This window comes from Pseudomonas koreensis (genome assembly GCF_012986595.1).
Classification (GTDB): domain Bacteria; phylum Pseudomonadota; class Gammaproteobacteria; order Pseudomonadales; family Pseudomonadaceae; genus Aquipseudomonas; species Aquipseudomonas koreensis.
This window is the reverse complement of sequence record NZ_JAAQYM010000006.1, coordinates 50,230-71,857: the sequence shown is the minus strand read 5'-3', so window position 1 is coordinate 71,857 and position 21,628 is coordinate 50,230. Positions and strand designations below refer to the sequence as shown.

Here is a 21,628-nt window from a genome sequence, read left to right as displayed (position 1 = left end):
TCAGGGCACGTCAGAGGGCTATCGGCTTACTGGTAGTCGACGTTGTAGGTCACGGAGCTGACCACGGTGCCCGGCGTGGTTGCGCCAGTGGCGATGTATTGCACGGCGTACGGCATGTTGGCCGCGCCAGTGCCATCGATGGTGTTGCGCGTGGTTTTGGTGATCTGGTTGGTGTTACCCGCCTGAATCACTGCGCCGCCCTGCTGGTCAACCAGTTGCAGTTGCACGTTGTTTGCGGTGCCGGTCATGTTATTCAGGTTGCCGCTGACCGGATCAACGGTCGAACCGGCGTTGAAGAACGCTGCCGCGGTCGTCGCGGTACCGACGCAGCTGCTCAACTGGATGTTGAAACCGGTCTGGCCTTCAACTTGCCCAGCGGTCGTCAGCAGACCCGTGGAGATGGTTGGCAGGGTCACGGTTGCGACAGCCGGTGAAACCACGCCGTCAACGGAGATGGTGCAGGTCTGGTTGACCAACTCGCCATTGAAATTGATGGTGCCGTCAGCGGCGTTGGCGAACTGAGCGCCAGAGGCGGCAACCAGCACAGCGATAGCGAGAGCTTTGCGATTCATGGGACAACTCCAAAAGTAAGATACGAACCCGTCGCGTAAGTCTGGATGGTTGTCCGGCGCGGAATGCGTCGTGATTTACAAGCCATCTACCTGGGCGACGAGACAATCCTGGTCGTTTGGAGAGAGGATTCCCGTAGGCGCTTTCCCACCGATTTGTAGGAAATTTCACACCACGGGAGGCGCAGAAGGATCGAGGGCTATAGAAAAATTGCCTGATAGCACCGCCAATCAATCACCGGTGTGATCAAAGATACGACGCAAGTATTGGCGCTTCGAGCGTCACGCCAATCATCCTTCACTATGCAAGCCATCAGGAAACGCTCAAGTGAACGAATCCGTTTTGTTTAGAATCAAAGCGACAGTTTCCAGCGCGTTCCGCAGTTGCCAGCTCGATCATTTCATTACCGGAGAACCATGCATGCCTCTCAGTGACACCATTCACAGAGCGTTGCTAAGCGCGGAGGAACGTTCCTCTATCGCTGAAATAGAAGCCACTACCAATATTCTCCAGCTCGTCACACGCATGACCGGGACGCGCTTTGCGGCGATCGCAAAATTCACCGACACGGAATGGATCGTCTGCTCCGCGTACGATCCGATCGAACTGGGGATCAACACCGGCGACACACTGGAACTCGAGACCACGCTGTGCAGCGAGTTTCGAAGAGATCCCCAAGTGCTTTTCGTGCCAGAAATCAGTCGCGACGGCAGGTTCTCGACGCGTCCGGTGGTCAAACAATATTTGATTGAAAGCTACGCCGGCGCGCCCATTTTCCTTCCCGATGGACAACTGTGGGGCGCGCTGTGTGCTTTGGACTCCAGGGCCGTCATATTCGACGACCCGGATCTGGCGGACACTTTAGGCCTGTTCGCCAGACTGATCGGCTGCATCTTCTACTCGAATTTGACAGAGCCCGGCAGCGGCTACAGCAAGAACGGTTCACGGGTTACAGAATAACCAAGACAAGGCCCTGAATAGTCGGGGCCTTGTCGTTTGTGTGTACTCAGAACCCGCTCAGAAGCAACAACGGCGACCACGCCTTTACAGACTCTCTCTCCTGAGGCTTGGATCACTCCACGCACTATTTCGGCGTGATGCGGATCTGTTGAGTCAGCTTTGCGGCTGTTCAACTCGACTTTTGACCCAAGACTGACGGTCGGCTTGGTGCAGATTCAGATTGAGCAAGCGGGTCGCTCGCCCAGTCGCTCTACCAACCTGACGAGATAACCATCGTCATCCTGGACGATGAATTCACGCTGGCCAACTTCTACGTCCTCAGCCCTGTACCAGGTGTCTTTGCATTCTCGATAGAGAGAAAATCCAGCCTGATCAAGTTTTTGCATGATGGGTGCAACTGCCTCAACGTCTATCTGTAGGTTGATGCCTCTGCCATACGGCTTAGACAAAGGCGCGGTCAGCCATTGACCCGCGTCCGAATCAACCTGCTCAAGCATGACTTGAGCACCATTTAAATCAAGGTACGCAAATCCGTCTTCAGGGCGTTGATAAGCCACTCTGAACCCCAGGCAAGAGACCCAAAAAGCCAAGCTGCTCTCCAGGCTGGTTACCATCAACTCCGGAACCAGTTTATTACGTTCGAACATGAGATGAATTCCATTTCACAAGGCTCATTTTGCAGGCGGGCAGGCTTTGCGCTTTTGACTTCAATGCCACGCCTGGGTTCTAGCGAGCAGAATCATGCACTGTCAGAAGCGAATTATCGAGTCATGTTGAGTGGTGGCTTCTGACCGATTACTGGCGCTTACGAGCGCCCCCATGCGGCCAAGAGCAGCAACTGAGCGCCCTCCGTTCGCGAGTCTCTACGTCCCCCCCAAAAGCCCCTCTGTTGTCTGGGCGAAATTCGTGCCGGCCTTTTGCACGAGTTGACGCCATTCAGTCGCATTGATCAGCCCTTCCAGTTCCATCGAGTCGGCCATTTTCAGCAACTCGTCGTACTGATCCTCGGCGTCCATGCGGATCTCTGGCGTTTCGAGTAATTTTTGCCAGGCGACCAGCGCCTGCTCTTTCCGACCGTCGCTCATGGTTTATCGCCCTGGTGAGTTGTGAGTCGGTAGAGGGCTGCGCGTCTGCAGTGTTCAGTGAAGGCGACTGACGGTGCAACAGAGGGCATGGCCTGGTCAGGCTGTGGCGTTCGATTCGCCAAGATGAGCTGCAGTGGCATGGCGCCCCGCCAGCCAGGCCAACACAGACGCCAGCACCAATACCGCCGCACTCAGTTCGAAGGTGGCTTTGTAACCGCTCAGGTCAAATGCCAGGCCACCGACGATAGCCCCTGCGGCGATCGCCAGTTGCACAATGGCCACCAGCAACCCGCCTCCGGCTTCGGCGTCGTCCGGCAGGGTCTGCGCCAGCCATGTCCACCAGCCCACGGGCGCCGCGGTGGCGACCAGCCCCCACAGTCCGAGCAGCACAGCCGTGAGCAGTGGCGAGGCACCGAAGTTCACCAGCGCCAGCGCGATAATCGCCATGATCAGCGGGATCAACGTCAGCGTGCGGTAGAGACCGCTGCCGATGAATCGCTCGATCAGGAAGGTGCCGATAAAACCGGCAAGGCCCAGCCCCAGAAGCATGAACGACAACGTCGTAACGCTGACCCCGGTGACGCCTTCAAGAAACGGGCGCAGGTAAGTGAACAGCATGAACTGGCCCATGAAAAATACGCTGACGGCGATCATGCCCAAGGCAACAGGCCAGCGTGTCATCAACCGCAGGGCGTTGCCACTGTTGCCCCGGCCTTCGGCCTTGAAGGACGGCAGGCTGATCAGCAGCCAAACGGCGGCCAGCGCGGCGACGGGCACCACGCAAAAGAATGCACCGCGCCAGCCGATCAGCGAGCCGAGAAAGCTGCCCGCCGGCGCGGCGATGACTGTGGCCAGCGCGTTCCCGCCATTGACGATGGCCAGCGCCCGGGACACTTGCTCGGGTGGTACCAGACGCATGGCGGTCGCCGCCGACAATGACCAGAAACCGCCGATGGCGATGCCGATCAAGGCACGCCCAAACATGAATGACGGGTAGCCGGGGGCGAACGCGACCACCGTGCCCGAGACGATCATCAGCAAAGTCAGGCACAGCAGCAGCTTCTTGCGCTCGACGCGCGCGGCAACCGCGGCAATCACCAGGCTGGTGAGCAAGGCGAAGGCACCGGACACGGAAATCCCCTGCCCGGCCTGGCCTTCAGTGATGTGCAGTTCTGCGGCAATGGGCGTCAGCAGGCTGACGGGCATGAACTCTGAAGCGACCAGGGCAAATGCGGCCAACGACATGGCCAGCACGGCGCTCCAGCCGCGTTTTTCTGTAGAAAGAGAAGTCATTGGAACTACCTGTATTGCGAGAGGCGTCCGGGCAACGGCTCGGACGCGCATTTTTTCACTGTGCTTGCGTCGCGTCGTCCATCACCAAAAGGACGTTATTGTCACGCTTGAGTCTGCATAGGGGCTTTATTTGTAAGGGCTCTCCTTGCAAGGGCTCTCCTGCAACAGTTCGACACATTCTCCCGGTCGATCCGCCTCCGCCCTAGTGCATTCCTCTTGAATGCTTGCCTGATCCTCTGAGGATGCAGGGTGATGGATAGGAAACATCTCGCGCGCGGACTAGAGTTCGTTCAACAGGAGTGACCCGACATGATCGATACCCCTCTGCGCCCTGAATCACCCTTGGCGTTGAACATAGACCCGCGCGTGAGCGTGCCGGGTGACTTCCCCACGGCCATACCCGGGCTGTCGCTGTTTCGGCGCGACCAGCCGGCGCCCCCGGTCGTGTGCATGATCGAGCCGAGCCTGATTCTGGTGGGCCGTGGCGAAAAGCGTTTGTGGGTCGGTGGCGAGGGTTACTGCTACGACCCGGCGCGGTTTCTGGTCACGTCGCTGGACCTGCCCGCCAACTCCGAAGTGCTGCGTGCCAGCCCCGAACACCCCTGCGTCGGGCTGGTGCTCAAGCTGGATGTCGGCATGCTCGCCGAGGTCCTCAGCAAGGGTGGTCTGCCGGCGAAACGGCAGCCGTCGATGAACACCGGCGCAGGCATTGGCAGCCTGTCATCCGCCCTCGAGGACGCCCTTGAGCGCCTGCTGGCATTGCTCGATGAACCCGAGGCGATCCCGGTGCTGGCGCCGCTGATCCTGCGGGAAATCCACTATCGGCTGCTCAACACCGATCAGGGCGCCAGGCTGCGGCAGATCATTGCCGTGGACGGTCAGGGTTATCGCATCGCCAAGGCCATCGACTGGCTCAAGGTCAATTACACCGACGCGCTGCGTATCGATGAACTGGCGGCGCGGGTGCAGATGAGCGCGCCGACCTTTCACCATCATTTCCGTCAGCTCACCGGCATGAGCCCTTTGCAGTACCAGAAATGGCTGCGGCTGAACGAGGCCCGGCGGCTGATGCTGAGCGAACGCCTGGACGTCTCGCGGGCGGCGTTTGCGGTCGGCTACGAAAGTCCTTCGCAGTTCAGTCGGGAATATGCCCGCCTGTTCGGCACTGCACCAAGTCGTGACATTGCCCTGATGCGCGGGCAGCCACTCGAGGCAGACGCGCCCGGCGCAGTCGCGAACTAACGAAAAACCGTGATGCGCCTCGCCGCGTGTCACCGCTTATAACAATGCACGTCAACCGATGATCAGCGGGTGAACCATGGAACTACGAATCAACCAGAAGACCTATCAGGTCGATGCCGACGCCGATACGCCCCTGCTGTGGGTGATCCGCGATGACTTGGGCATGACCGGTACCAAATACGGCTGCGGCCTGGCGCAATGCGGCGCCTGTTCGGTGCTGGTGGACGGCAACGTGGTGCGTTCGTGCGTCACGCCGGTGGCCGGTGTGGTCGGCCGCGAGGTCACCACGATTGAGGCGATCGAGGCCGATGACGTGGGCAAACGGGTCGTCGCGACCTGGGTCGATCTGCAAGTCGCGCAGTGCGGCTATTGCCAGTCCGGGCAGGTGATGGCCGCCACCGCTTTGCTCAAACAGAACCCCAAGCCAAGCGATGCGCAGATCGAAGCGGCGATGGTCAATCTGTGCCGCTGCGGCACTTACAACGCCATTCATGCCGCCGTGCATGAGCTGGCCGGCAAGGGAGAGGCATGATGAACGTTCGAATCGACCCTGCACAGGAAGCCTCGGTGCTGGCTCTGCATGACCCGGTCAACCTGTCGCGTCGGCGTTTCCTGACCGGCACCGCCGTCGGTGCGCTGGTGCTCGGCTTCGGTCTGCCGCTGGGGGTGACCCGCGTGCAAGCGGCAGCAGCAACGGCTAGCGCCGAGCGCGGCACACAGGTCCCGGCGTTTCTCGAGATCCGCCCGGACAATCGCGTGCGCCTGCTCTGCCCGTTCATGGAAGGCGGACAAGGCACGTTCACCGCAATGGCGCAGATTGTCGGCGAAGAACTGGACGCCGACCCGGCGACTTTTCTGGTTGAAGCCGCCCCGCCCGGTGAAGCTTATGTGGTGATGGAAAACGGCCTGCGCATCACCGGCGGCAGCATGTCGGTGCGCATGAGTTACCCGGTCATGCGCCGCCTCGGCGCCCTCGCCCGCGCCATGCTGCTGCAGGCCGGTGCGCAAAAACTGGGGGTGCCGGTGAGCGAGTTGAGCACCGAACCTAGCAAAGTCGTGCACGCCAAATCGGGCCGTTCGCTGGCCTACGGTGAACTGGCCGAGCACGCGCTGGATCTGCCGGTTCCCGATCCGGCCTCTGTGCAATTGCGTGATCCAAGCCAGTTCCGCTGGATCGGCAAACCGGTGAAGCGCGTCGATGCCTACGACAAGTCCACGGGCAAGGCGCTGTACAGCATCGACCTGAAGGTCGACGACATGCTGCACGCCGCCGTTCAACATGCCCCGCGCCTGGGGATGACGGTGGGCAACCTGCGCAACGAAGACCAGGTCAAGGCGATGAAAGGCGTGCATTCCGTGCATCGCCTGCCGGGCGCCGTGGCGGTGGTTGCTGAACGCTGGTGGCATGCAAAGCGAGCAGTGGAAGCGATTCAGGTCGACTGGCAGGAACCCACCGCAGACAGCCAGGTGCGGCCGATGCCGGCGGATTTTTCCAGCGATGCCTGGCTCAAGCGACTTGCAGAGGACAAAGGCCCGGCCAAAGATGATGAAAATGAAGGGGACGTGGCTGCGATTCTGGCGAGCGCCAAGACCCGGATCGACGCGACTTACCACAACCAATACCTGAACCACGGCCAACTGGAGCCGCCCTCTGCGCTGGCCCGGTTCAATCCGGACGGTTCGCTGGAAGTCTGGTTGCCGAATCAGGCGCCGGACATGTTCCGTGCCGACATCGCCAAACGCACGGGGCTGGACCCGTCGCGCATCACCCTGCATTCACCGCTGCTGGGTGGATTCTTCGGTCGGCATTTCCTCTACGATGCGGCCAGTCCGTATCCCCAGGCGATCGCCCTGTCCAAGGCCGTTGGGCGCCCGGTCAAACTGATCTGGAGTCGCGAAGAAGAGTTCCTGCGTGACGTGCTGCGTCCGGTTGCGGCGGTGAACTTCCGCGCGGCGCTGGACAACGACGGCTGGCCGCTGGCAATCGAGGCGATCAGTGCCACCGAAGGCCCAACCGAAGCCCTCGCCGGCAAGCAGGGTGAGAAGCTCGACCCGACGGCGCTTGAAGGGTTGTCGGGCAAGTCCTACGCGATTGCCAACAAGCGCATCGCGCAGATCTACGTCAAAGGTCCGGCGATGCTTGGTTACTGGCGTTCGGTGGGCAATTCCCTCAACGACTTTTTCTATGAGTCGTTCCTTGACGAACTGGCGGACAAGGGCGGCAAGGACCCGTTCGAACTGCGCCTGCATCTGCTGCGTGATAACCAGCGGTTGACCACGTTGCTGCAAGCGGTGGGTGAGCTGTCGGGCGGCTGGAAGCGCGGGCCGTTTACCGCCGAGGACGGCAGCAAACGTGCGCGCGGCGTGGCCATGGCTTCGCCGTTCGGCACCCAGACGGCGGTGATCGCCGAGGTGTCCATCGAGCACGGCCAGGTCAAGGTGCACGATATCTGGCAGGCGATTGACCCGGGCAGCATCGTCAATCCGGCGATTGTCGAAGCGCAGGTCAACGGCGCCGTGGCGTTGGGGCTGTCGCAAACCCTGGTGGAGGAATCCGTGTGGGTGGATGGCAAACCGCGGGCGCGCAACTATGACTTGTATCCGATCCTGCCGCCTGCGCGGATGGCTCGCGTCCACGTGCGCGTCATCGAGAGTGGCGAAAAAATGGGCGGCATTGGCGAACCGCCGCTGCCCGCCGTCGCGCCAGCCGTCGCCAATGCGGTGGCGACGCTGACCGGTCAGCGGGTGCGCAGCCTGCCCATGAGCCGACACACCTTCACTTGATCAGCGCCGGAGCGTCCATGAATAACAGCCGATTCGCAAGAACCGCAGGCTGGCTGGCCGTGCCATGCCTGGTCGCGGCAGGCCTGCTGGCCTGGTATGTCACCCGCGAGCCTGTCTCGCGCCTTGAACACCATCAGATCGCCGTGGCCGACATCGACCCGGCGCTGGTCGCCCGTGGCGAATACGTCGCCCGGCTCAGCGATTGCGTGGCCTGTCACAGCGTGCCGGGCGGTGCGCCGTTCGCCGGTGGCCTGGAAATGGCTACGCCGCTGGGCGCGATCCACGCGACCAATATCACCCCGGACACGCAAACCGGCATCGGTCGCTACAGCCTGGCGGACTTCGACCGGGCGGTGCGCCACGGCGTGGCGCCCGACAGTCGCCGCCTGTATCCGGCGATGCCCTACCCGTCCTACGCCAAGCTCAGTGATGACGACGTGCGTGCGCTGTATGCGTTCTTCATGAAAGGCGTGGCGCCGGTGAAGCAGGCGAACATCCCGAGTGCGATTCCGTGGCCGTTGAACCTGCGCTGGCCGATTGCACTGTGGAACGGCGTGTTTGTCGATGCCGAACCCTACGCCGCCAAACCATCACAGGACGCCCTGTGGAACCGCGGCGCCTACCTCGTCCAGGGCGCCGGGCACTGCGGCAGTTGCCATACTCCGCGCGGCCTGGCGTTCAACGAAAAGGCACTGGATGAATCCGGCAAGCCGTACCTCGCCGGCGCCTTGCTCGATGGCTGGTACGCACCGAGCCTGCGCGATGATCACAACACCGGCCTGGGCCGCTGGAGCGAGCCGCAGATCGTGCAGTTCCTCAAGACCGGGCGCAATCAACACGCAGTGGTCTACGGCTCGATGACCGAGGCGTTCAACAACTCTACGCAGTTCATGAACGATGAGGATTTGACCGCGATCGCGCATTACCTGAAGTCGCTGCCCGGGGACCGCGAACGCGACGGCGCGCCCTGGCAGTATCAAAACGCATCGGCAGCGGAACGTCTGGACGCGCCCGGTGCTCATACCTACGTGACGCGCTGCGCCTCGTGCCATGGCCTGGACGGCAAGGGTCAGCCCGAATCGATGCCACCGCTGGCCGGCGCAACGTCTGCACTGGCCAAGGAAAGTGCCTCGGCGATCAACATCACCCTCAACGGTTCGCAGCGTGTGGTGGCGGCCGGGGTGCCGGACGCCTATCGCATGCCGGCCTTCCGTGAGCAATTGTCGGATCAGCAGATCGCCGAGGTGCTGACCTTCATGCGCAGCACCTGGGGCAATCAGAGCCCTGCGGTTGATGCGCAGACGGTGAGCAAGTTGCGTGAACACACCGATCCGGCCAGCAGCAGCCCGATCATCCTGCAGATGCGTTAAGAGGAGAACCTGATGGAAAGTATCGACTTGCTGGTCCTGCGCACAGCGCGGGACTGGCTTGCCGCCGGCGAGCGTGTGCTGCTCGCCACAGTGGCGCGCACCTGGGGTTCGTCACCGCGCCCGACGGGGTCGATGATGGCCTTGCGTGACGACGGTCGCGTGGTGGGTAGCGTGTCCGGCGGCTGCATCGAAGACGATCTGATCCATCGCTACACCACCGCCCATGGCGGCAGCGGTTTTTGCGACAGCGCACCGCAAGTGGTGCGCTATGGCGTCAGCGCCGATGAAGCGCATCGATTCGGCTTGCCCTGCGGCGGCACGCTTGAACTGATCCTCGAATTCAACCCGGCGTGGCAGTCACTCGATGAACTGCTGACGCAACTGGACGCCGGGCAACTGATGCGCCGGCGCCTGGCGTTGGCGAGCGGCCAGGTCACACTCGAACCCACCGCGACACCGGAACAATTCAGCTTCGATGGCACACAGATGCTCAATACCTTGGGGCCGGGTTATCGGATGCTGATGATCGGGGCCGGTGCGTTGGCCGAGTACCTGGCGACCATGGCGTTGTTCAACGGCTTCAAGGTGGCGGTCTGCGACCCGCGTCCCGAGTACATCGAGACTTGGGCGGTAGACGGCGTGGAGCGCATCGTCGGCATGCCGGATGACGTGGTCCGCGACTTCGCGGTCGATCTGCGCACCTGCATCGTCGCCTTGAGCCATGACCCCAAACTCGACGATCTGGCCTTGCTCGAAGCGCTGCACAGCCCGGCGTTCTACATCGGCGCCATCGGCTCGCGACGCAACAGCCAGCTGCGCCGCGAACGCCTGATCGAACATTTCGGAGAGACCGAGGCGTCACTCGAGCGCCTGCACGGGCCGATCGGCCTCTACATCGGCAGCAAGACCCCTGCGGAAATCGCGGTCAGCGTGATGGCCGAGATTCTGGCGGCGAAGAATGGCGCGAGCCTGCCGCAAGCGTTTTCAATCGCCAGAGCCAAAGCGCTCGCGGAATGAGCCGCGCATTCACACCTCGCCCACATCATCGGCCGGCAGCGAAGCCAGCATTTCTGCGCGGCACACCTCAAGGATCTCGTCCGCCAGTGTGGAATCGTCCGGGCAAGCACGCGACAGAATAAGCGCGCCGACCGCACGCGACAGCAGGTCGATCATCTTCTTGCGCCCCTCACCCGCCTCGGAATCTGGCCCCGTCGGGTATTTCTCGCCCAAGGTTTGCAGGGTGTGCTCAATGCCCTCGGCAAATGCGGCTTTCACCTCGTGCGCCTGGCGCGCCGCATCGCCACCCAACGCGGCCATGGTGCAACCGTTGCCGCGTCCGTCACGGTGTTCTCTGTTCACGTAGACGTTGATGAATCCCGGCACATCGAGTGCCTGGGCGCCTGTCAGCGACTTGCCGAGACTGCACGCCGAGGCTTCGGCCATCAGGTCAGACTTCGACCCGAAGTGTTTGTAGAAACCGCCATGGGTGAAACCGGCGGCCGCCATGAGGTCCGCCACACCGACGCCATCAAAGCCGCGCTCACGGAACAGCTCCGAGGCTGTTTCAACAATGTGCTCTCGATTGGCCTGCGCCTGGGCCTTGGTCACTCTCACGTGTAATACCTCGTGTCTGCCAGGAAATCCTGCATCCGATGATACATAGATGTTACCCATAATCAAAACCGTTGACAGTTTAGATTTCGATCATCATCCTAATTACACAAACCACCGATCTCCCTCAACGGGCACGGAAGATTCATCAGATGACCAATCAGACTCTGTTTACCCCCTACACCCTGGGCAGCCTCTCGCTGTCGAACCGTATCGTGCTCGCGCCGCTGACACGCAACCGCGCAGGCCAAGGCTTCGTCCCCAGCGAATTCGCGGCCACCTATTACAGCCAGCGCGCCAGCGCCGGCTTGCTGATCAGCGAGGCCACGCAGATTTCCCGACAAGGCCAGGGTTATCAGGACACCCCCGGGATCTACACGCAGGCGCAGATCGACGGCTGGCGTGCAGTGACCGAAGCCGTCCATGCCAAGGGCGGAAAAATCTTCCTGCAACTGTGGCATGTCGGCCGCGTCTCGCACGTTGACCTGCAACAAAACGGCGCCGCCCCCGTGGCCCCTTCTGCGCTGCGCGCCGCGACCAAAGTGTTCGTCAACAACCGCTTCGAAGACGTCTCCGAGCCACGCGCGCTGGACATCAGTGAACTGCCGGGAATCGTCAATGATTTCCGCCAGGCTGCCGCCAACGCGATCGCTGCCGGCTTTGATGGCGTGGAGATTCACGGTGCCAACGGCTATTTGCTTGATCAATTCCTCAAGGACAGCGCCAATCTGCGGACCGATGCTTACGGCGGTTCGATTGAAAACCGTGCGCGTCTGCTGCTCGAAGTGACGGCGGCCGTGGTCAGTGAGATCGGCGCGGATCGCACCGGTGTGCGCCTGTCGCCAGTGTCGCCGGCCAATGGCGTTTCCAGCAGCGATCCGCAGGCGCAATTCGATTACGTCGCCGAGCAACTCGACGCCCTCGGTGTGATTTACCTGCACGTAGTCGAAGGCGCAACCGGCGGCCCGCGTGACGTGGCGCCCTTCGATTTCGGCGCCCTGCGCCAGCGCTTCAAAAATACCTATATCGCCAACAACGGCTACGACCTGGACCTAGCGACCTCGACACTCGCTGAAGACCAGGCCGACCTGATCGCCTTCGGTCGCCCGTTTATTGGCAACCCGGATCTGGTGGAGCGTCTCAAGCATGGCGCGCCGCTGTCCGCGTTCAATCCCGCCACCCTCTATGGCGGCGGTGCAGCAGGTTATATCGACTACCCGACACTGGCTGAATCGGGCGCCAACTGAGCGCGTTCTGTTTCTCACATCCTGAAAGAGAGATACCCCATGACCACTCGCTCTACTGTTCTTGTCACCGGCGCCTCCACCGGCATCGGCGCGGTCTACGCCGAGCGTTTCGCGCAACGCGGCCACGATCTGGTCCTGGTCGCCCGCGATCAGGCGCGCCTGGACGCACTGGCCGCGCGCTTGCGCAGCGAACACGCAGTCGCCGTCGACGTCATCCCCGCGGATCTGACCCGACTCAGCGATCTGACCACCGTTGAAAATCGCCTGCGCGACGACGCCCGCATTGGCATCCTCGTCAATAACGCCGGCGCCGCGCTGTCTGGCAACTTCGTCGATCAAAGCACCGACAACGTGGCGCAACTGGTCGCCCTCAACACCACGGCGCTGGTGCGGCTCGCCAGCGCCATCGCCCCACGCCTGGCCAAGGCCGGCGACGGCGCGATCATCAACATCGGTTCGGTGGTGGGCCTGGCGCCGGAATTCGGCATGACCGTCTACGGTGCGACCAAAGCATTCGTATTGTTCCTGTCCCAGGGGCTGAGCCTGGAACTGTCGCCTCAAGGCGTCTACGTCCAGGCGGTGCTGCCGGCGGCGACCCGCACAGAGATCTGGGATCGCTCCGGCGTCGACATCAATACCTTGAGCGAAATCATGGAAGTGGGCGATCTGGTGGATGCCGCACTGGTCGGTTTTGATCGTCGCGAACCGGTGACCATCCCGCCGCTGCACGAAGCGCAACGCTGGGAAGACCTGCAAAGCTCACGTCAGGGCCTGCTGGGGCAAATCCGCCAGTCAGCGGTTGCCCAGCGCTATCAGAACCCACAGTGATTTTCTGGTAGCGAGCACTCACGGTGGATTCGATGCAGGCGCAGGTCACTGCATCGAATCCGATCCGTTGTCCGGAGTAGCCATGAATTCAATACAGACAAATTCCCCTTCGGGTTCGCCGACATCGTTCATCAATGCCGCAAACCAGTCGATCACGATCAACGGCGTTCGCTTTGCCTATCGCGACATTGGTCCACATTCCGGCGTGCCGCTCGTACTGTTCAACCATTGGGGCGCGGTGCTGGACAACTTCGACCCCGCGATCATCGATGGCCTGGCGCAAACCCGACGTGTCATTACCACCGACTATCGCGGCATCGGCGGCTCGGGTGGAGCCGCGCCACTGACCGTTGGCGAAATGGCCGACGATGCCATCCGGCTGATCCAGGCGCTAGGCCTGAAAACCGTTGATGTGTTGGGTTTCTCCCTCGGCGGCTTCGTCGCTCAAGAGCTCGCCCTGAAGGCGCCTGACCGGGTGCGCCGCTTGATTCTGACCGGCACCGGACCCGCCGGGGGCACGGGTATCGACAAGGTCGGGGTGGTGTCGTGGCCATTGATCCTCAAAGGCTTGCTGACCCTGCGCGATCCCAAGTTCTACCTGTTCTTCACTTCATCAGCCAATGGCCGTCGATCTGCTACGCAGTATTTGCAACGCCTGCAAGCACGCAAAAAAGATCGCGACAAGGGCCCGACACCCCGCGCTTTCCTGCGCCAATTGAAAGCCATCACCGCGTGGGGCCAGCAGGTGCCGCAAGACCTCGGGCATTTGCGCACGCCGACACTGATCGTCAACGGCGACAACGACATCATGGTGCCCAGCGTCAATTCGTTTGAGCTGGCCAAGCGTATCCCCAACGCAGATCTGGTGATGTATGAGGACGCCGGGCACGGCGGGATTTTCCAGCATCACACAGACTTTGTGGCCAAGGCACAGGCGTTCCTCGATGCCTGACCACGCACCGGCTACCCTCCTGATAACCAACAAGAGTCGCCCCCCGATGAAAGCATTTCTGATTGATCGCTATGGCAAACATCCCGGGCGCCTGGGCGAAGTGCCCGCTCCCGCCGTGGGTCCTCACGACGTATTGGTCGAGGTCCATGCCAGCAGCGTCAACGTACTGGACTCGAAAATCAGCGCAGGCGAATTCAAGCTGATCCTGCCCTACTCGTTACCACTGATTCTGGGCAACGATCTGGCTGGCGTGGTGATTGAGGTGGGATCGAAGGTGACACGTTTCCAACCGGGAGACGAGGTGTACGCCCGCCCGCCGCAAACGCGGATCGGCACGTTCGCCGAATTGATTGCCGTGCACGAGCACGCGATCGCCCTGAAACCGGCCAATACCAGCATGGCGCAAGCGGCTTCCCTGCCCTTGGTGGCACTGACCGCCTGGCAGGTGCTGGTCGACACCGCCCGCCTGCAAAAGGGCCAGAAGGTGTTGATTCATGCCGGATCCGGCGGCGTCGGCAGCGTTGCCATTCAGCTCGCTAAATACCTCGGTGCCTTTGTCGCCACAACCACCAGCACCGCGAATGTCGAATGGGTCAAGGCGTTAGGGGCTGACGTGGTCATCGACTATAAACAGCAGCCTTTCGAAAGTGTCTTGCACGACTACGATGTGGTGTTGAACAGCCTCGGCGTCGACGTCCTTGAGAAATCACTGCAAGTGCTCAAGCCCGGTGGTCAGCTGATTTCAATCTCGGGGCCACCCACCACGCAATTCGCCCAAGAGCAAGGGTTATCCTGGCCATTGCAGCAAGTCATGCGCCTGTTGAGCCTGAGTATTCGGCGCAAGGCACGCAAGCTCGACGTCAGCTACGCCTTCGTATTCATGCGCGCCAACGGCGATCAACTGCAACAAATCAGCACGCTCGTCGAGGCGGGAATCATCAAACCGGTGATTGACCGCACCTTCCCCCTTGAATCTACGGCAGAGGCGCTGAAATACGTCGAACAGGGACGCGCCAAGGGCAAGGTCGTCCTCACGATCAAATGACGAAGCAGGGGAAAGTGTGTGGCAAGGCACACAGGTCGTTGATGCGCCGTATCAATCAGTCATCCCTTCACAAACTGATCACGCCCCCGCGCCTTGGCGTCATACAGCGCCTGATCCGCGACCTCGATCAACCCTTGCAAGCGTTCCAGTTGCGCGCCCGAGGCCGTCGCGATGCCGATGCTGACACTCAGGCGTCCGTACGGGCTGGCGGTGTGCGCGATGTTCGCTTGCTTCAGGCGGTCGAGAATGAGCTGCGCCACCACCGCCGCACCGTCACTGTCGGTGTCCGGCATGATCACGCCCATTTCCTCGCCGCCGTAGCGCGCCACGAGATCTGACGGGCGTCGCACGCATTCCCCGAGGAGCTTGCCCACGGTTTGCAGGCAGGCATCGCCGGCAACGTGTCCGAACGAGTCGTTAAACAGCTTGAAATAGTCGATATCGATCATCAGCAACGCCAGCGTCGTGCCGTCACGTTGTGCGCGCCGCGCTTCCATGGCGAGGCTCTGGTCAAAGCAGCGACGGTTGGCCAGCCCCGTCAGGGCGTCCTTCATCGCGAGCAGTTCAAGTTGCCGATTGGATGAGAGCAACTGCTGCTGAGTGCCGCGCAACTGGTCTTCGGCTCGGGTGCGCCGGCGGATATCCAGAATCAGAAACCAGCCGATCAGCCCGGTCAGTCCCAACAGCCCGGTCACCACCACTGCCGACAGCCACGCCTCCAGACGCCACGCGGCGAGGGCCTCGCGCTTGCCGAGGGCGACGGTGGTGATCAGGGGCAGCCGATCACTCTTGCGGAAGGCATAAAGCCGCTCCACGCCATCCAGGCTGGAGGTGAACGACGCGGTGCCGACAGAACGATCAACCAGATACTTGGCATAGATCGGTGACTTGGAAAAGTTGCGCCCCATGTCCTGCTCGCGGAACGGATAGCGCACCAGCAACGTGCCGTCGGTGTAGGACAAGCCGATGGCGCCTTCCTGACCGACGTCGATCTTGCCAAACAGGCGCAGGAAGTTTTCCACCCCGAGGGTGACTGCCACCACGCCGGCAAACTCGCCCTGCGCATCGTTGAAACGGCGGCTGACGGTAATCACCCACTCCTGATTCGAGCGGCTCTGGATCGGCGGACCGATAAAGGTTTCGCGGGAAGGGTCGTCGCGGTGATGGATGAAATAGACGCGATCACTGCTGTTCGCGCCGGCGGGAATCGGCCGGTTGGAAGACATCAACCAGCGGCCCTGACGATCGTAAATGGTGATGCCACTGAGCTGTGGCATCAGCGGCTCCTGACGACTGACCAAGGCCCTCAGCCGTTCAATCTGCGCCGGACCGCTGCCTTCGGTTTCCAGGCGCTCGACGAAGCCGAGCAACAGCAGCGAACTCTGACGGACGATGCCTTCGGAATACGTCGCCAGCGCCTGGGTCAGGTTCAAGCCATGGACGTTGATTTCTTCCAGTGCCCGCTCACGAGCGGCCAGCACTTTCCATACCGTCAATGACGCCAGGGAACAACCGATCACCGCCAACAGCAGCACTACCAGATGAGTATCACGCTTCACATCACTACCTTTGGGAAAGTCCGGTTTTCCGTTCCAGCGACTCATGATTGACTCAATGGCTGCAGCCGCCTGTCCTTGTCGCGCGCAAGGATACAAGCAGCCGTTAAACGCTGCAGCAACAGATTATGCAGTGGGAAAAAGTACGGCAAGCATGCCAGCCCAAACTATCGCCAGGCTTTCAGCACCGTTTCGAATCGACACTTGATCGACCTTCGGCAGATTCCGCTGAAACCCCATTGAACGGCACTTGCTGAAGTTTCGGCATCGCGCCAAAGCCAACTTTCTGACGCCTGTTTAACGACCCTTTGCACGCGTTTCTCCAGGCAAAAAATTTTGGCACTTTTGCACAACAAGTTGACATCCAAAAGCATGCCATGGGCCACCGATATCATTAGAGTATGCGCCCTGAAAAAGGAAAGGACTCTTGATGACTCAGTCACTCTCACGGCGCGTTGTGGCGATTACCGGCGCCCTGGGGAATCTCGGCGAGACCCTGGCGGACATGGCCGCAGCCCAGGGCGCAGATCTGGTGCTGATCGATCAGGCAAGGATCGGGCTGCCCAGTTCGCACAATCGACTGGTTCTGTCCGGCATTGATCTGGCGTCCCTCGCCGATTGCCAGGAGGTCGCCCGGCAGATCAACCGCTATTTCGGCCGCCTCGATGCACTGGTCAACAGCGCGGGCGGCTATGCGTGGGAGCCGTTGCTCGGCGGCACGATAGAAGCCTGGGACCGGCTCTACACGCTGAACCTTCGAACGGCATTGAACGCCAGCAAAACCCTGCTGCCGTTACTCCTGCAGTCCTCGGCGGGGCGCATCGTCAATATCGGTGCGAGCATGGCGGCAAAAGCCGGGTTGGGCATGGGCGCCTATGCCGCGTCGAAATCCAGCGTACTGCGCCTGACCGAAAGCCTGGCCGAAGAGCTCAAGGACATGAGCATCACCGTCAATGCCGTGCTGCCCAGCATTCTCGACACCCCGCAAAACCGCGAGGCCATGCCCGACGCCGAACATCAGCGCTGGGTCACCCCGGCCCAGTTGGCGGCGGTCATTCTGTTTCTGATCTCGGAACAAGCTTCGGCGGTCACCGGCACCGGCATTCCGGTGGTCGGTCGCATGTAGGCCTATTGACGCCGCGTGCCTGGCGACGTCGCTTCCTTCACCTTTCGGAAAAGCAAGATCACCGGATTACCGGACTTCCCCTCCCCCCATGCGACCCGCCACTTCCAGCGCTGCCTTCGTTAACCACGTCCTTGATGTCGCCGAACAACACGGCTGCGATGGCGACTGGCTGTTGCACCAGACCGGACTGTCACGCGAGCAGTTGTCCGACTCGATCGTGCGCATCCCCATGAAGCAACTGCGCGCCCTGCTGGAACTGGCGGCCTGCAGCAGCAACCTGGCGCATTTCGGTCTGCTGGTCGGCGCGGCGGTGCGCCCCGGCACCTACGGCGTGCTGGGTTATGTGCTGATGACCAGCGCGAACTTGGGCGAGTCGCTGAACATGATCCTGCGGTTCGGCAAGATCGTTTACGACAGTCCTTCCAGCCAGACCCGGATCGTCATCGGCGACGGCCGCGTGACCCTCGAAGATCAGCGCACCAATGAACTGGAACCTTACTGTGCCCTGCACCAGGAAGCCTTGATGGTTGGCTGGGCGGCATTCGGGCGCTGGTTGATCGCCAGCAACCAACCGATGCTGGAAGTGCGAATGAGGCATGCCGCTGTCGGCGAGCCGGCGCTGTACGAACACTTTTTCGGTTGTCCGGTGCAGTTCGAGGCCGGGAGCAACGCGCTGGTGTTCGCCGAATCGACACTCTCGGCACGGATCCATGGCGCCGATCCGCGCATGCATCGCAGCATGCTGCTGGAAGCCGATTGGCAGTTGTGCCTGTCGTACCCGGCGTTTTCCGTGACCGACCGCTTGCGTGCGCTGCTCACCGAACAGTTGCCGTCCGGCGATTTCAGCCTGAAAAGCCTGGCCCGGCAGTTGGCGATTTCGCCGCGTACCTTGCAACGCAAACTGGCCGCCGAAGGCGAAAACTTCAATCAGGTGCTGGAAACCATGCGCATGGAACTGGCCGACCATTACTTGCGCCGCACCGACACCAGCATCATGAACATCGCCCTGATGCTGGGTTACTCGCAGGCAAGCTCGTTCAGCCACTCCTTCCGCCAGGCGCGCGGGATCTCGCCGGTGGATTACCGCAAGTTGCTGCGGGCCCGATAAGCCGCTTACGGTTTCAACTGCAACAACGCTTGCCCCTTGTTGACGACATAGGTCGCCAGTTCGACGCCCTTATCGCTGCCGACGTTTTTCGCCACATGCGCAACGCCTGCCGGGATGAACAGCGAATCCCCGGCCTTGAGGGTCACCGCCGGCCGGCCCTCAAGTTGATATTCCAGGGTTCCGCTGATCACGTACGCCACCTCGACACCCGGATGCGCATGCCGTGGCGCAGTCACCCCCGGTTCGAAATCGATGCGCGCCTGTATCACTTCGCGATCGGCCGCGCCCAGGTCCTGACGAATCAGATCGGTACGGCTCAGGCCTTGCTGCCAGCTCATGGCCTGAGCGTCCGCCGCCTGCGCCAGGCCGGTGAATGAAACCAGTGCGGCCACAGTGGCCAGAATCAATGTGCGTTGCATGGTAGAGCCCTCTCGACAGTCGTGGTGTGAAGGCCACGACTGTGCGGGCGGCGTGTAGCGGCGATGTGTCAGGCGCCGGGCGTTTGGTCTCGGCGTGTACCGCGCCCGGCGCCGGATACACGGCGGTACAAAGCGACGCCGCCAGCGGATCGACCGTGTATCACAGTGTATGAAAACGCCCCGCCGATACATGCGCTTGAGTCCCGGCGTTTTTTCGACATGGGCCAGATACGTCCCGGCGTTCAAATGCCTGCACGGGTTGCAGCACCTTCCCCATCAAGGCTCGCCAAGGAGACATCACCATGAAGATCGCCGTGAACAACCGCACAACCGTTAAAGCTCAACGCCGCTCGATTCTGGCCCTCGCATGGGTTGGCGCGGCTGCCATTGCTCAGATGCAAACAGCCAGCGCCGCGCCACCTGAATCCAGCGAGCAAACCGCAACATATTCAGCGCCCTCGCCGTTCGGCCCGCTCAAGCATGTGAAGGCCGGGTTACTGGACGTGGCGTACGCCGAAACCGGTCCGGCGCAAGGTCCGGTGGTGATTTTGCTGCACGGCTGGCCGTACGACATTCACAGTTACGACGCGGTGGCGCCGTTGCTCGCCGCCAAGGGCTATCGGGTGTTGATGCCGTACGCCCGGGGTTATGGCGACACGCATTTTCTCTCGGAGCAAACCCTGCGCAATGGCCAGCCGGCGGCGCTGGCCAGCGACGTCATCGACTTCATGGATGCCCTGCACATCCAGCAAGCCGTGCTCGGCGGCTACGACTGGGGCGCACGCTCGGCGGACATCGTCTCGGCACTGTGGCCGGAGCGGGTCAAGGCGCTGGTGTCGGTCAGCGGCTACTTGATCGGCAATCAGGCCGCCGGACAGAATCCGCTGCCGCCCAAGGCTGAATGGCAGTGGTGGTATCAGTTCTACTTCGCCACCGAGCGTGGCCGCGACGGCTACCGCAAGAACACCCACGACTTCGCCAAACTGATCTGGCAGCTCGCCTCGCCAAAATGGGCGTTCGATGACGCGACGTTCGAGCGCAGCGCCAAGGCGCTGGAAAACCCCGATCACGTCGAGATCACCGTGTTCAACTACCGCTGGCGTCTGGGTCTGGTGCAGGGCGAAGCGAAATACGCAGCGCTGGAGCAAAAACTCGCCAGCGCACCGTCGATCAGCGTGCCGACCATCACTCTTGAGGGCGATGCCAACGGCGCACCGCACCCGGCGCCGGAGGATTACGCCAAGCGTTTCACCGGCAAGTATCAGTTCCGGCTGATCAACGGCGGCATCGGCCACAACCTGCCGCAGGAAGATCCGCAGGCGTTTGCTCAGGCGGTGATTGATGCCGATCAGCTCTGAGGCCAGCGGCACACGCGGCGGCTGGGGCTATTTGACCAAGCGCTTTTCCTTGGACGGCCGATAGCCGAAAAACGCGCTGTAGCATTTGCTGAAGTGGCTTGGCGAGACAAAACCGCACGCCACCAGCACGTCCATCTGCGACAGCTCGGTGTGCTGCAACAGGCGCCGGGCTTCGGTAATGCGCAGTTCCAGGTAATAGCGTTGCGGGGTGGTGCCCAGTTGCTCCTTGAACAGGCGCTCCAGTTGCCGTCGCGAGCGGCCGGCGTACACCGCCAGTTGCTCCAGTTCCAGCGGCTCTTCGAGGTTGGCGTCCATCAGTTTGACCACCTCGCGCAACGGTGCACTGACGCAGAGGTTTTCGTCCGGCTTGATCCGCCGATAGCGCGATTCCTCGAACGCCAGAATATCCTCGATGCCTTCGACCAGCGCTTTGCCGTGCAAGCCTTTGATCCAGTCCAGCGCCATGTGAAAAGCCCCGGACGGACTGGATGCCGTAAGCCGGTCGCGATCGATCACATAAGGTTCGCTGCTGACCTGAGTGGACTTGGCAATTTCCGTCAGCGCCGGACGATGTTCCGGGTGGATCGCGCAACGATAGCCATCGAGCAGTCCGGCGCGGCCGAGAAACCACGCACCGTTCCACAACCCGGCCAGACTGAGGCCGCGCTCTGCGGCGCAACGCAGCAGGCTGATCAATCCCTCGTTTGCCTTCAACTCGGTGCGGTAGCCGCCGCACACCACCAGCAAATCCAGCTCCGCCAGACAGGCCAAATCAATTTGCGCATCCGGACGAATCACCAGCCCCAGATCGCTGATCACCTCACCCTCGCCCAGACCAAACGTGCGCGACGTAAAGAGCCCGGCGCGCAGCAGGTTAGCAGTGATGATCGTATCCAGCGCCTGGGTGAAGGCCGGCAGCGAAAAGTGCTCCAGCAACAGAAAACCGCTGCGGGTGATGCGGGTCTCGGCGGCTTGCTCATTCAGATAGCGAAGGTTTTTGCCCTTCATGCCTCCGCTGAATTGACGTCGTTCGATCAAGGTCTGGCCCATCGGTCATGTTGTTATCCGCCGATA

At 61.6% G+C, this 21,628-nt stretch carries 21 protein-coding genes; 13 read left to right on the top strand and 8 right to left on the bottom strand.

The features are described from left to right. Nucleotides 1-26: 26 nt before the first annotated feature. Nucleotides 27-572: a fimbrial protein gene (locus tag HBN98_RS19125; RefSeq protein ID WP_064587339.1), complete on the bottom strand. Its 546-nt coding sequence runs from the start codon at nt 570-572 to the stop codon at nt 27-29. 418 nt (nt 573-990) lie between these two features. On the opposite strand from HBN98_RS19125, the gene HBN98_RS19120 reads away from it, so the two are divergent. Further along, nucleotides 991-1,530, top strand: a complete 540-nt coding sequence (locus HBN98_RS19120; RefSeq protein ID WP_083369264.1) for a GAF domain-containing protein — start codon at nt 991-993, stop codon at nt 1,528-1,530. Between the two features lie 215 nt (nt 1,531-1,745). Here the strand turns inward: HBN98_RS19120 and HBN98_RS19115 are convergent, their stop codons facing one another. The 3 genes from HBN98_RS19115 to HBN98_RS19105 all read right to left on the bottom strand — a co-directional run bounded on the left by HBN98_RS19115 (nt 1,746) and on the right by HBN98_RS19105 (nt 3,908). Continuing rightward, complete coding sequence (locus HBN98_RS19115) at nt 1,746-2,177, bottom strand: bleomycin resistance protein (protein WP_083369265.1); 432 nt, start codon at nt 2,175-2,177, stop codon at nt 1,746-1,748. Nucleotides 2,178-2,393: 216 nt separating this feature from the next. Then, entirely contained in the window at nt 2,394-2,615 is a 222-nt protein-coding gene (locus HBN98_RS19110) for a hypothetical protein (RefSeq protein ID WP_083369266.1), read from the bottom strand. Nucleotides 2,616-2,711: 96 nt separating this feature from the next. Further along, a complete protein-coding gene (locus HBN98_RS19105) occupies nt 2,712-3,908 on the bottom strand; it encodes an MFS transporter (RefSeq protein WP_083369267.1) in 1,197 nt (398 codons plus the stop codon). A gap of 309 nt (nt 3,909-4,217) precedes the next feature. Here HBN98_RS19105 and HBN98_RS19100 point away from each other — a divergent pair, with 309 nt between their 5' ends. The 5 genes from HBN98_RS19100 (at nt 4,218) to HBN98_RS19080 (ending at nt 10,321) form a co-directional block, all read left to right on the top strand. Next, the gene (locus HBN98_RS19100) at nt 4,218-5,150 is read left to right on the top strand and encodes an AraC family transcriptional regulator (protein ID WP_083369268.1); all 933 of its coding nucleotides are present in this window, start codon (nt 4,218-4,220) and stop codon (nt 5,148-5,150) included. Between the two features lie 76 nt (nt 5,151-5,226). Continuing rightward, on the top strand, nt 5,227-5,682 hold the full coding sequence (locus tag HBN98_RS19095; protein WP_064587334.1) for a (2Fe-2S)-binding protein: 456 nt from the start codon (nt 5,227-5,229) through the stop codon (nt 5,680-5,682). Continuing rightward, nucleotides 5,682-7,934, top strand: a complete 2,253-nt coding sequence (locus HBN98_RS19090; RefSeq protein WP_083369269.1) for a xanthine dehydrogenase family protein molybdopterin-binding subunit — start codon at nt 5,682-5,684, stop codon at nt 7,932-7,934. The genes HBN98_RS19095 and HBN98_RS19090 overlap by 1 nt, the downstream gene beginning before the upstream one ends. A 17-nt stretch (nt 7,935-7,951) precedes the next feature. Continuing rightward, nucleotides 7,952-9,304, top strand: coding sequence for a c-type cytochrome (locus HBN98_RS19085; RefSeq protein WP_083369270.1), 1,353 nt, complete (start codon nt 7,952-7,954; stop codon nt 9,302-9,304). Between the two features lie 12 nt (nt 9,305-9,316). Then, nucleotides 9,317-10,321, top strand: a complete 1,005-nt coding sequence (locus tag HBN98_RS19080) for an XdhC family protein (protein ID WP_083369271.1) — start codon at nt 9,317-9,319, stop codon at nt 10,319-10,321. 9 nt (nt 10,322-10,330) lie between these two features. Here HBN98_RS19080 and HBN98_RS19075 read toward each other — a convergent pair whose 3' ends face one another. After that, nucleotides 10,331-10,918 carry a TetR/AcrR family transcriptional regulator gene (locus HBN98_RS19075; protein ID WP_083369272.1) on the bottom strand — a complete coding sequence of 196 codons (588 nt, stop codon included), beginning with the start codon at nt 10,916-10,918 and terminating at the stop codon, nt 10,331-10,333. Nucleotides 10,919-11,067: 149 nt separating this feature from the next. On the opposite strand from HBN98_RS19075, the gene HBN98_RS19070 reads away from it, so the two are divergent. The 4 genes from HBN98_RS19070 to HBN98_RS19055 all read left to right on the top strand — a co-directional run bounded on the left by HBN98_RS19070 (nt 11,068) and on the right by HBN98_RS19055 (nt 14,987). Continuing rightward, entirely contained in the window at nt 11,068-12,162 is a 1,095-nt protein-coding gene (locus HBN98_RS19070; RefSeq protein WP_083369273.1) for an alkene reductase, read from the top strand. Between the two features lie 39 nt (nt 12,163-12,201). Next, nucleotides 12,202-12,990: an SDR family NAD(P)-dependent oxidoreductase gene (locus HBN98_RS19065; RefSeq protein ID WP_083369274.1), complete on the top strand. Its 789-nt coding sequence runs from the start codon at nt 12,202-12,204 to the stop codon at nt 12,988-12,990. A gap of 82 nt (nt 12,991-13,072) precedes the next feature. Next, entirely contained in the window at nt 13,073-13,942 is an 870-nt protein-coding gene (locus HBN98_RS19060) for an alpha/beta fold hydrolase (protein ID WP_083369275.1), read from the top strand. Nucleotides 13,943-13,988: 46 nt separating this feature from the next. Next, nucleotides 13,989-14,987 (top strand): NADP-dependent oxidoreductase, encoded by a 999-nt coding sequence (locus tag HBN98_RS19055; RefSeq protein WP_083369276.1) that lies wholly within the window; start codon nt 13,989-13,991, stop codon nt 14,985-14,987. A gap of 59 nt (nt 14,988-15,046) precedes the next feature. On the opposite strand, the gene HBN98_RS19050 is transcribed toward HBN98_RS19055, so the two are convergent. Beyond that, nucleotides 15,047-16,546, bottom strand: coding sequence for a GGDEF domain-containing protein (locus HBN98_RS19050; RefSeq protein ID WP_083369451.1), 1,500 nt, complete (start codon nt 16,544-16,546; stop codon nt 15,047-15,049). 427 nt (nt 16,547-16,973) lie between these two features. On the opposite strand from HBN98_RS19050, the gene HBN98_RS19045 reads away from it, so the two are divergent. Further along, nucleotides 16,974-17,669, top strand: a complete 696-nt coding sequence (locus HBN98_RS19045; protein ID WP_083369277.1) for an SDR family NAD(P)-dependent oxidoreductase — start codon at nt 16,974-16,976, stop codon at nt 17,667-17,669. 88 nt (nt 17,670-17,757) lie between these two features. Beyond that, entirely contained in the window at nt 17,758-18,777 is a 1,020-nt protein-coding gene (locus HBN98_RS19040; protein WP_083369278.1) for an AraC family transcriptional regulator, read from the top strand. Between the two features lie 5 nt (nt 18,778-18,782). Here HBN98_RS19040 and HBN98_RS19035 read toward each other — a convergent pair whose 3' ends face one another. Then, nucleotides 18,783-19,196 carry a cupin domain-containing protein gene (locus HBN98_RS19035; RefSeq protein WP_083369279.1) on the bottom strand — a complete coding sequence of 138 codons (414 nt, stop codon included), beginning with the start codon at nt 19,194-19,196 and terminating at the stop codon, nt 18,783-18,785. Nucleotides 19,197-19,498: 302 nt separating this feature from the next. Between HBN98_RS19035 and HBN98_RS19030 the strand changes: the two genes are divergently transcribed. Continuing rightward, complete coding sequence (locus HBN98_RS19030; RefSeq protein WP_083369280.1) at nt 19,499-20,554, top strand: alpha/beta fold hydrolase; 1,056 nt, start codon at nt 19,499-19,501, stop codon at nt 20,552-20,554. Between the two features lie 27 nt (nt 20,555-20,581). On the opposite strand, the gene HBN98_RS19025 is transcribed toward HBN98_RS19030, so the two are convergent. Then, entirely contained in the window at nt 20,582-21,604 is a 1,023-nt protein-coding gene (locus HBN98_RS19025) for a GlxA family transcriptional regulator (protein WP_083369281.1), read from the bottom strand. Nucleotides 21,605-21,628: the final 24 nt, after the last annotated feature.

Coding starts and splice junctions, on each gene's coding strand:
- HBN98_RS19125 (WP_064587339.1), bottom strand. CDS start 572: ATGAATCGCAAAGCTCTCGCTATCGCTGTGCTGGTTGCCGCCTCTGGC.
- HBN98_RS19030 (WP_083369280.1), top strand. CDS start 19,499: ATGAAGATCGCCGTGAACAACCGCACAACCGTTAAAGCTCAACGCCGC.
- HBN98_RS19060 (WP_083369275.1), top strand. CDS start 13,073: ATGAATTCAATACAGACAAATTCCCCTTCGGGTTCGCCGACATCGTTC.
- HBN98_RS19070 (WP_083369273.1), top strand. CDS start 11,068: ATGACCAATCAGACTCTGTTTACCCCCTACACCCTGGGCAGCCTCTCG.
- HBN98_RS19045 (WP_083369277.1), top strand. CDS start 16,974: ATGACTCAGTCACTCTCACGGCGCGTTGTGGCGATTACCGGCGCCCTG.
- HBN98_RS19035 (WP_083369279.1), bottom strand. CDS start 19,196: ATGCAACGCACATTGATTCTGGCCACTGTGGCCGCACTGGTTTCATTC.
- HBN98_RS19115 (WP_083369265.1), bottom strand. CDS start 2,177: ATGTTCGAACGTAATAAACTGGTTCCGGAGTTGATGGTAACCAGCCTG.
- HBN98_RS19080 (WP_083369271.1), top strand. CDS start 9,317: ATGGAAAGTATCGACTTGCTGGTCCTGCGCACAGCGCGGGACTGGCTT.
- HBN98_RS19110 (WP_083369266.1), bottom strand. CDS start 2,615: ATGAGCGACGGTCGGAAAGAGCAGGCGCTGGTCGCCTGGCAAAAATTA.
- HBN98_RS19100 (WP_083369268.1), top strand. CDS start 4,218: ATGATCGATACCCCTCTGCGCCCTGAATCACCCTTGGCGTTGAACATA.
- HBN98_RS19025 (WP_083369281.1), bottom strand. CDS start 21,604: ATGGGCCAGACCTTGATCGAACGACGTCAATTCAGCGGAGGCATGAAG.
- HBN98_RS19090 (WP_083369269.1), top strand. CDS start 5,682: ATGAACGTTCGAATCGACCCTGCACAGGAAGCCTCGGTGCTGGCTCTG.
- HBN98_RS19105 (WP_083369267.1), bottom strand. CDS start 3,908: ATGACTTCTCTTTCTACAGAAAAACGCGGCTGGAGCGCCGTGCTGGCC.
- HBN98_RS19055 (WP_083369276.1), top strand. CDS start 13,989: ATGAAAGCATTTCTGATTGATCGCTATGGCAAACATCCCGGGCGCCTG.
- HBN98_RS19120 (WP_083369264.1), top strand. CDS start 991: ATGCCTCTCAGTGACACCATTCACAGAGCGTTGCTAAGCGCGGAGGAA.
- HBN98_RS19095 (WP_064587334.1), top strand. CDS start 5,227: ATGGAACTACGAATCAACCAGAAGACCTATCAGGTCGATGCCGACGCC.
- HBN98_RS19085 (WP_083369270.1), top strand. CDS start 7,952: ATGAATAACAGCCGATTCGCAAGAACCGCAGGCTGGCTGGCCGTGCCA.
- HBN98_RS19040 (WP_083369278.1), top strand. CDS start 17,758: ATGCGACCCGCCACTTCCAGCGCTGCCTTCGTTAACCACGTCCTTGAT.
- HBN98_RS19065 (WP_083369274.1), top strand. CDS start 12,202: ATGACCACTCGCTCTACTGTTCTTGTCACCGGCGCCTCCACCGGCATC.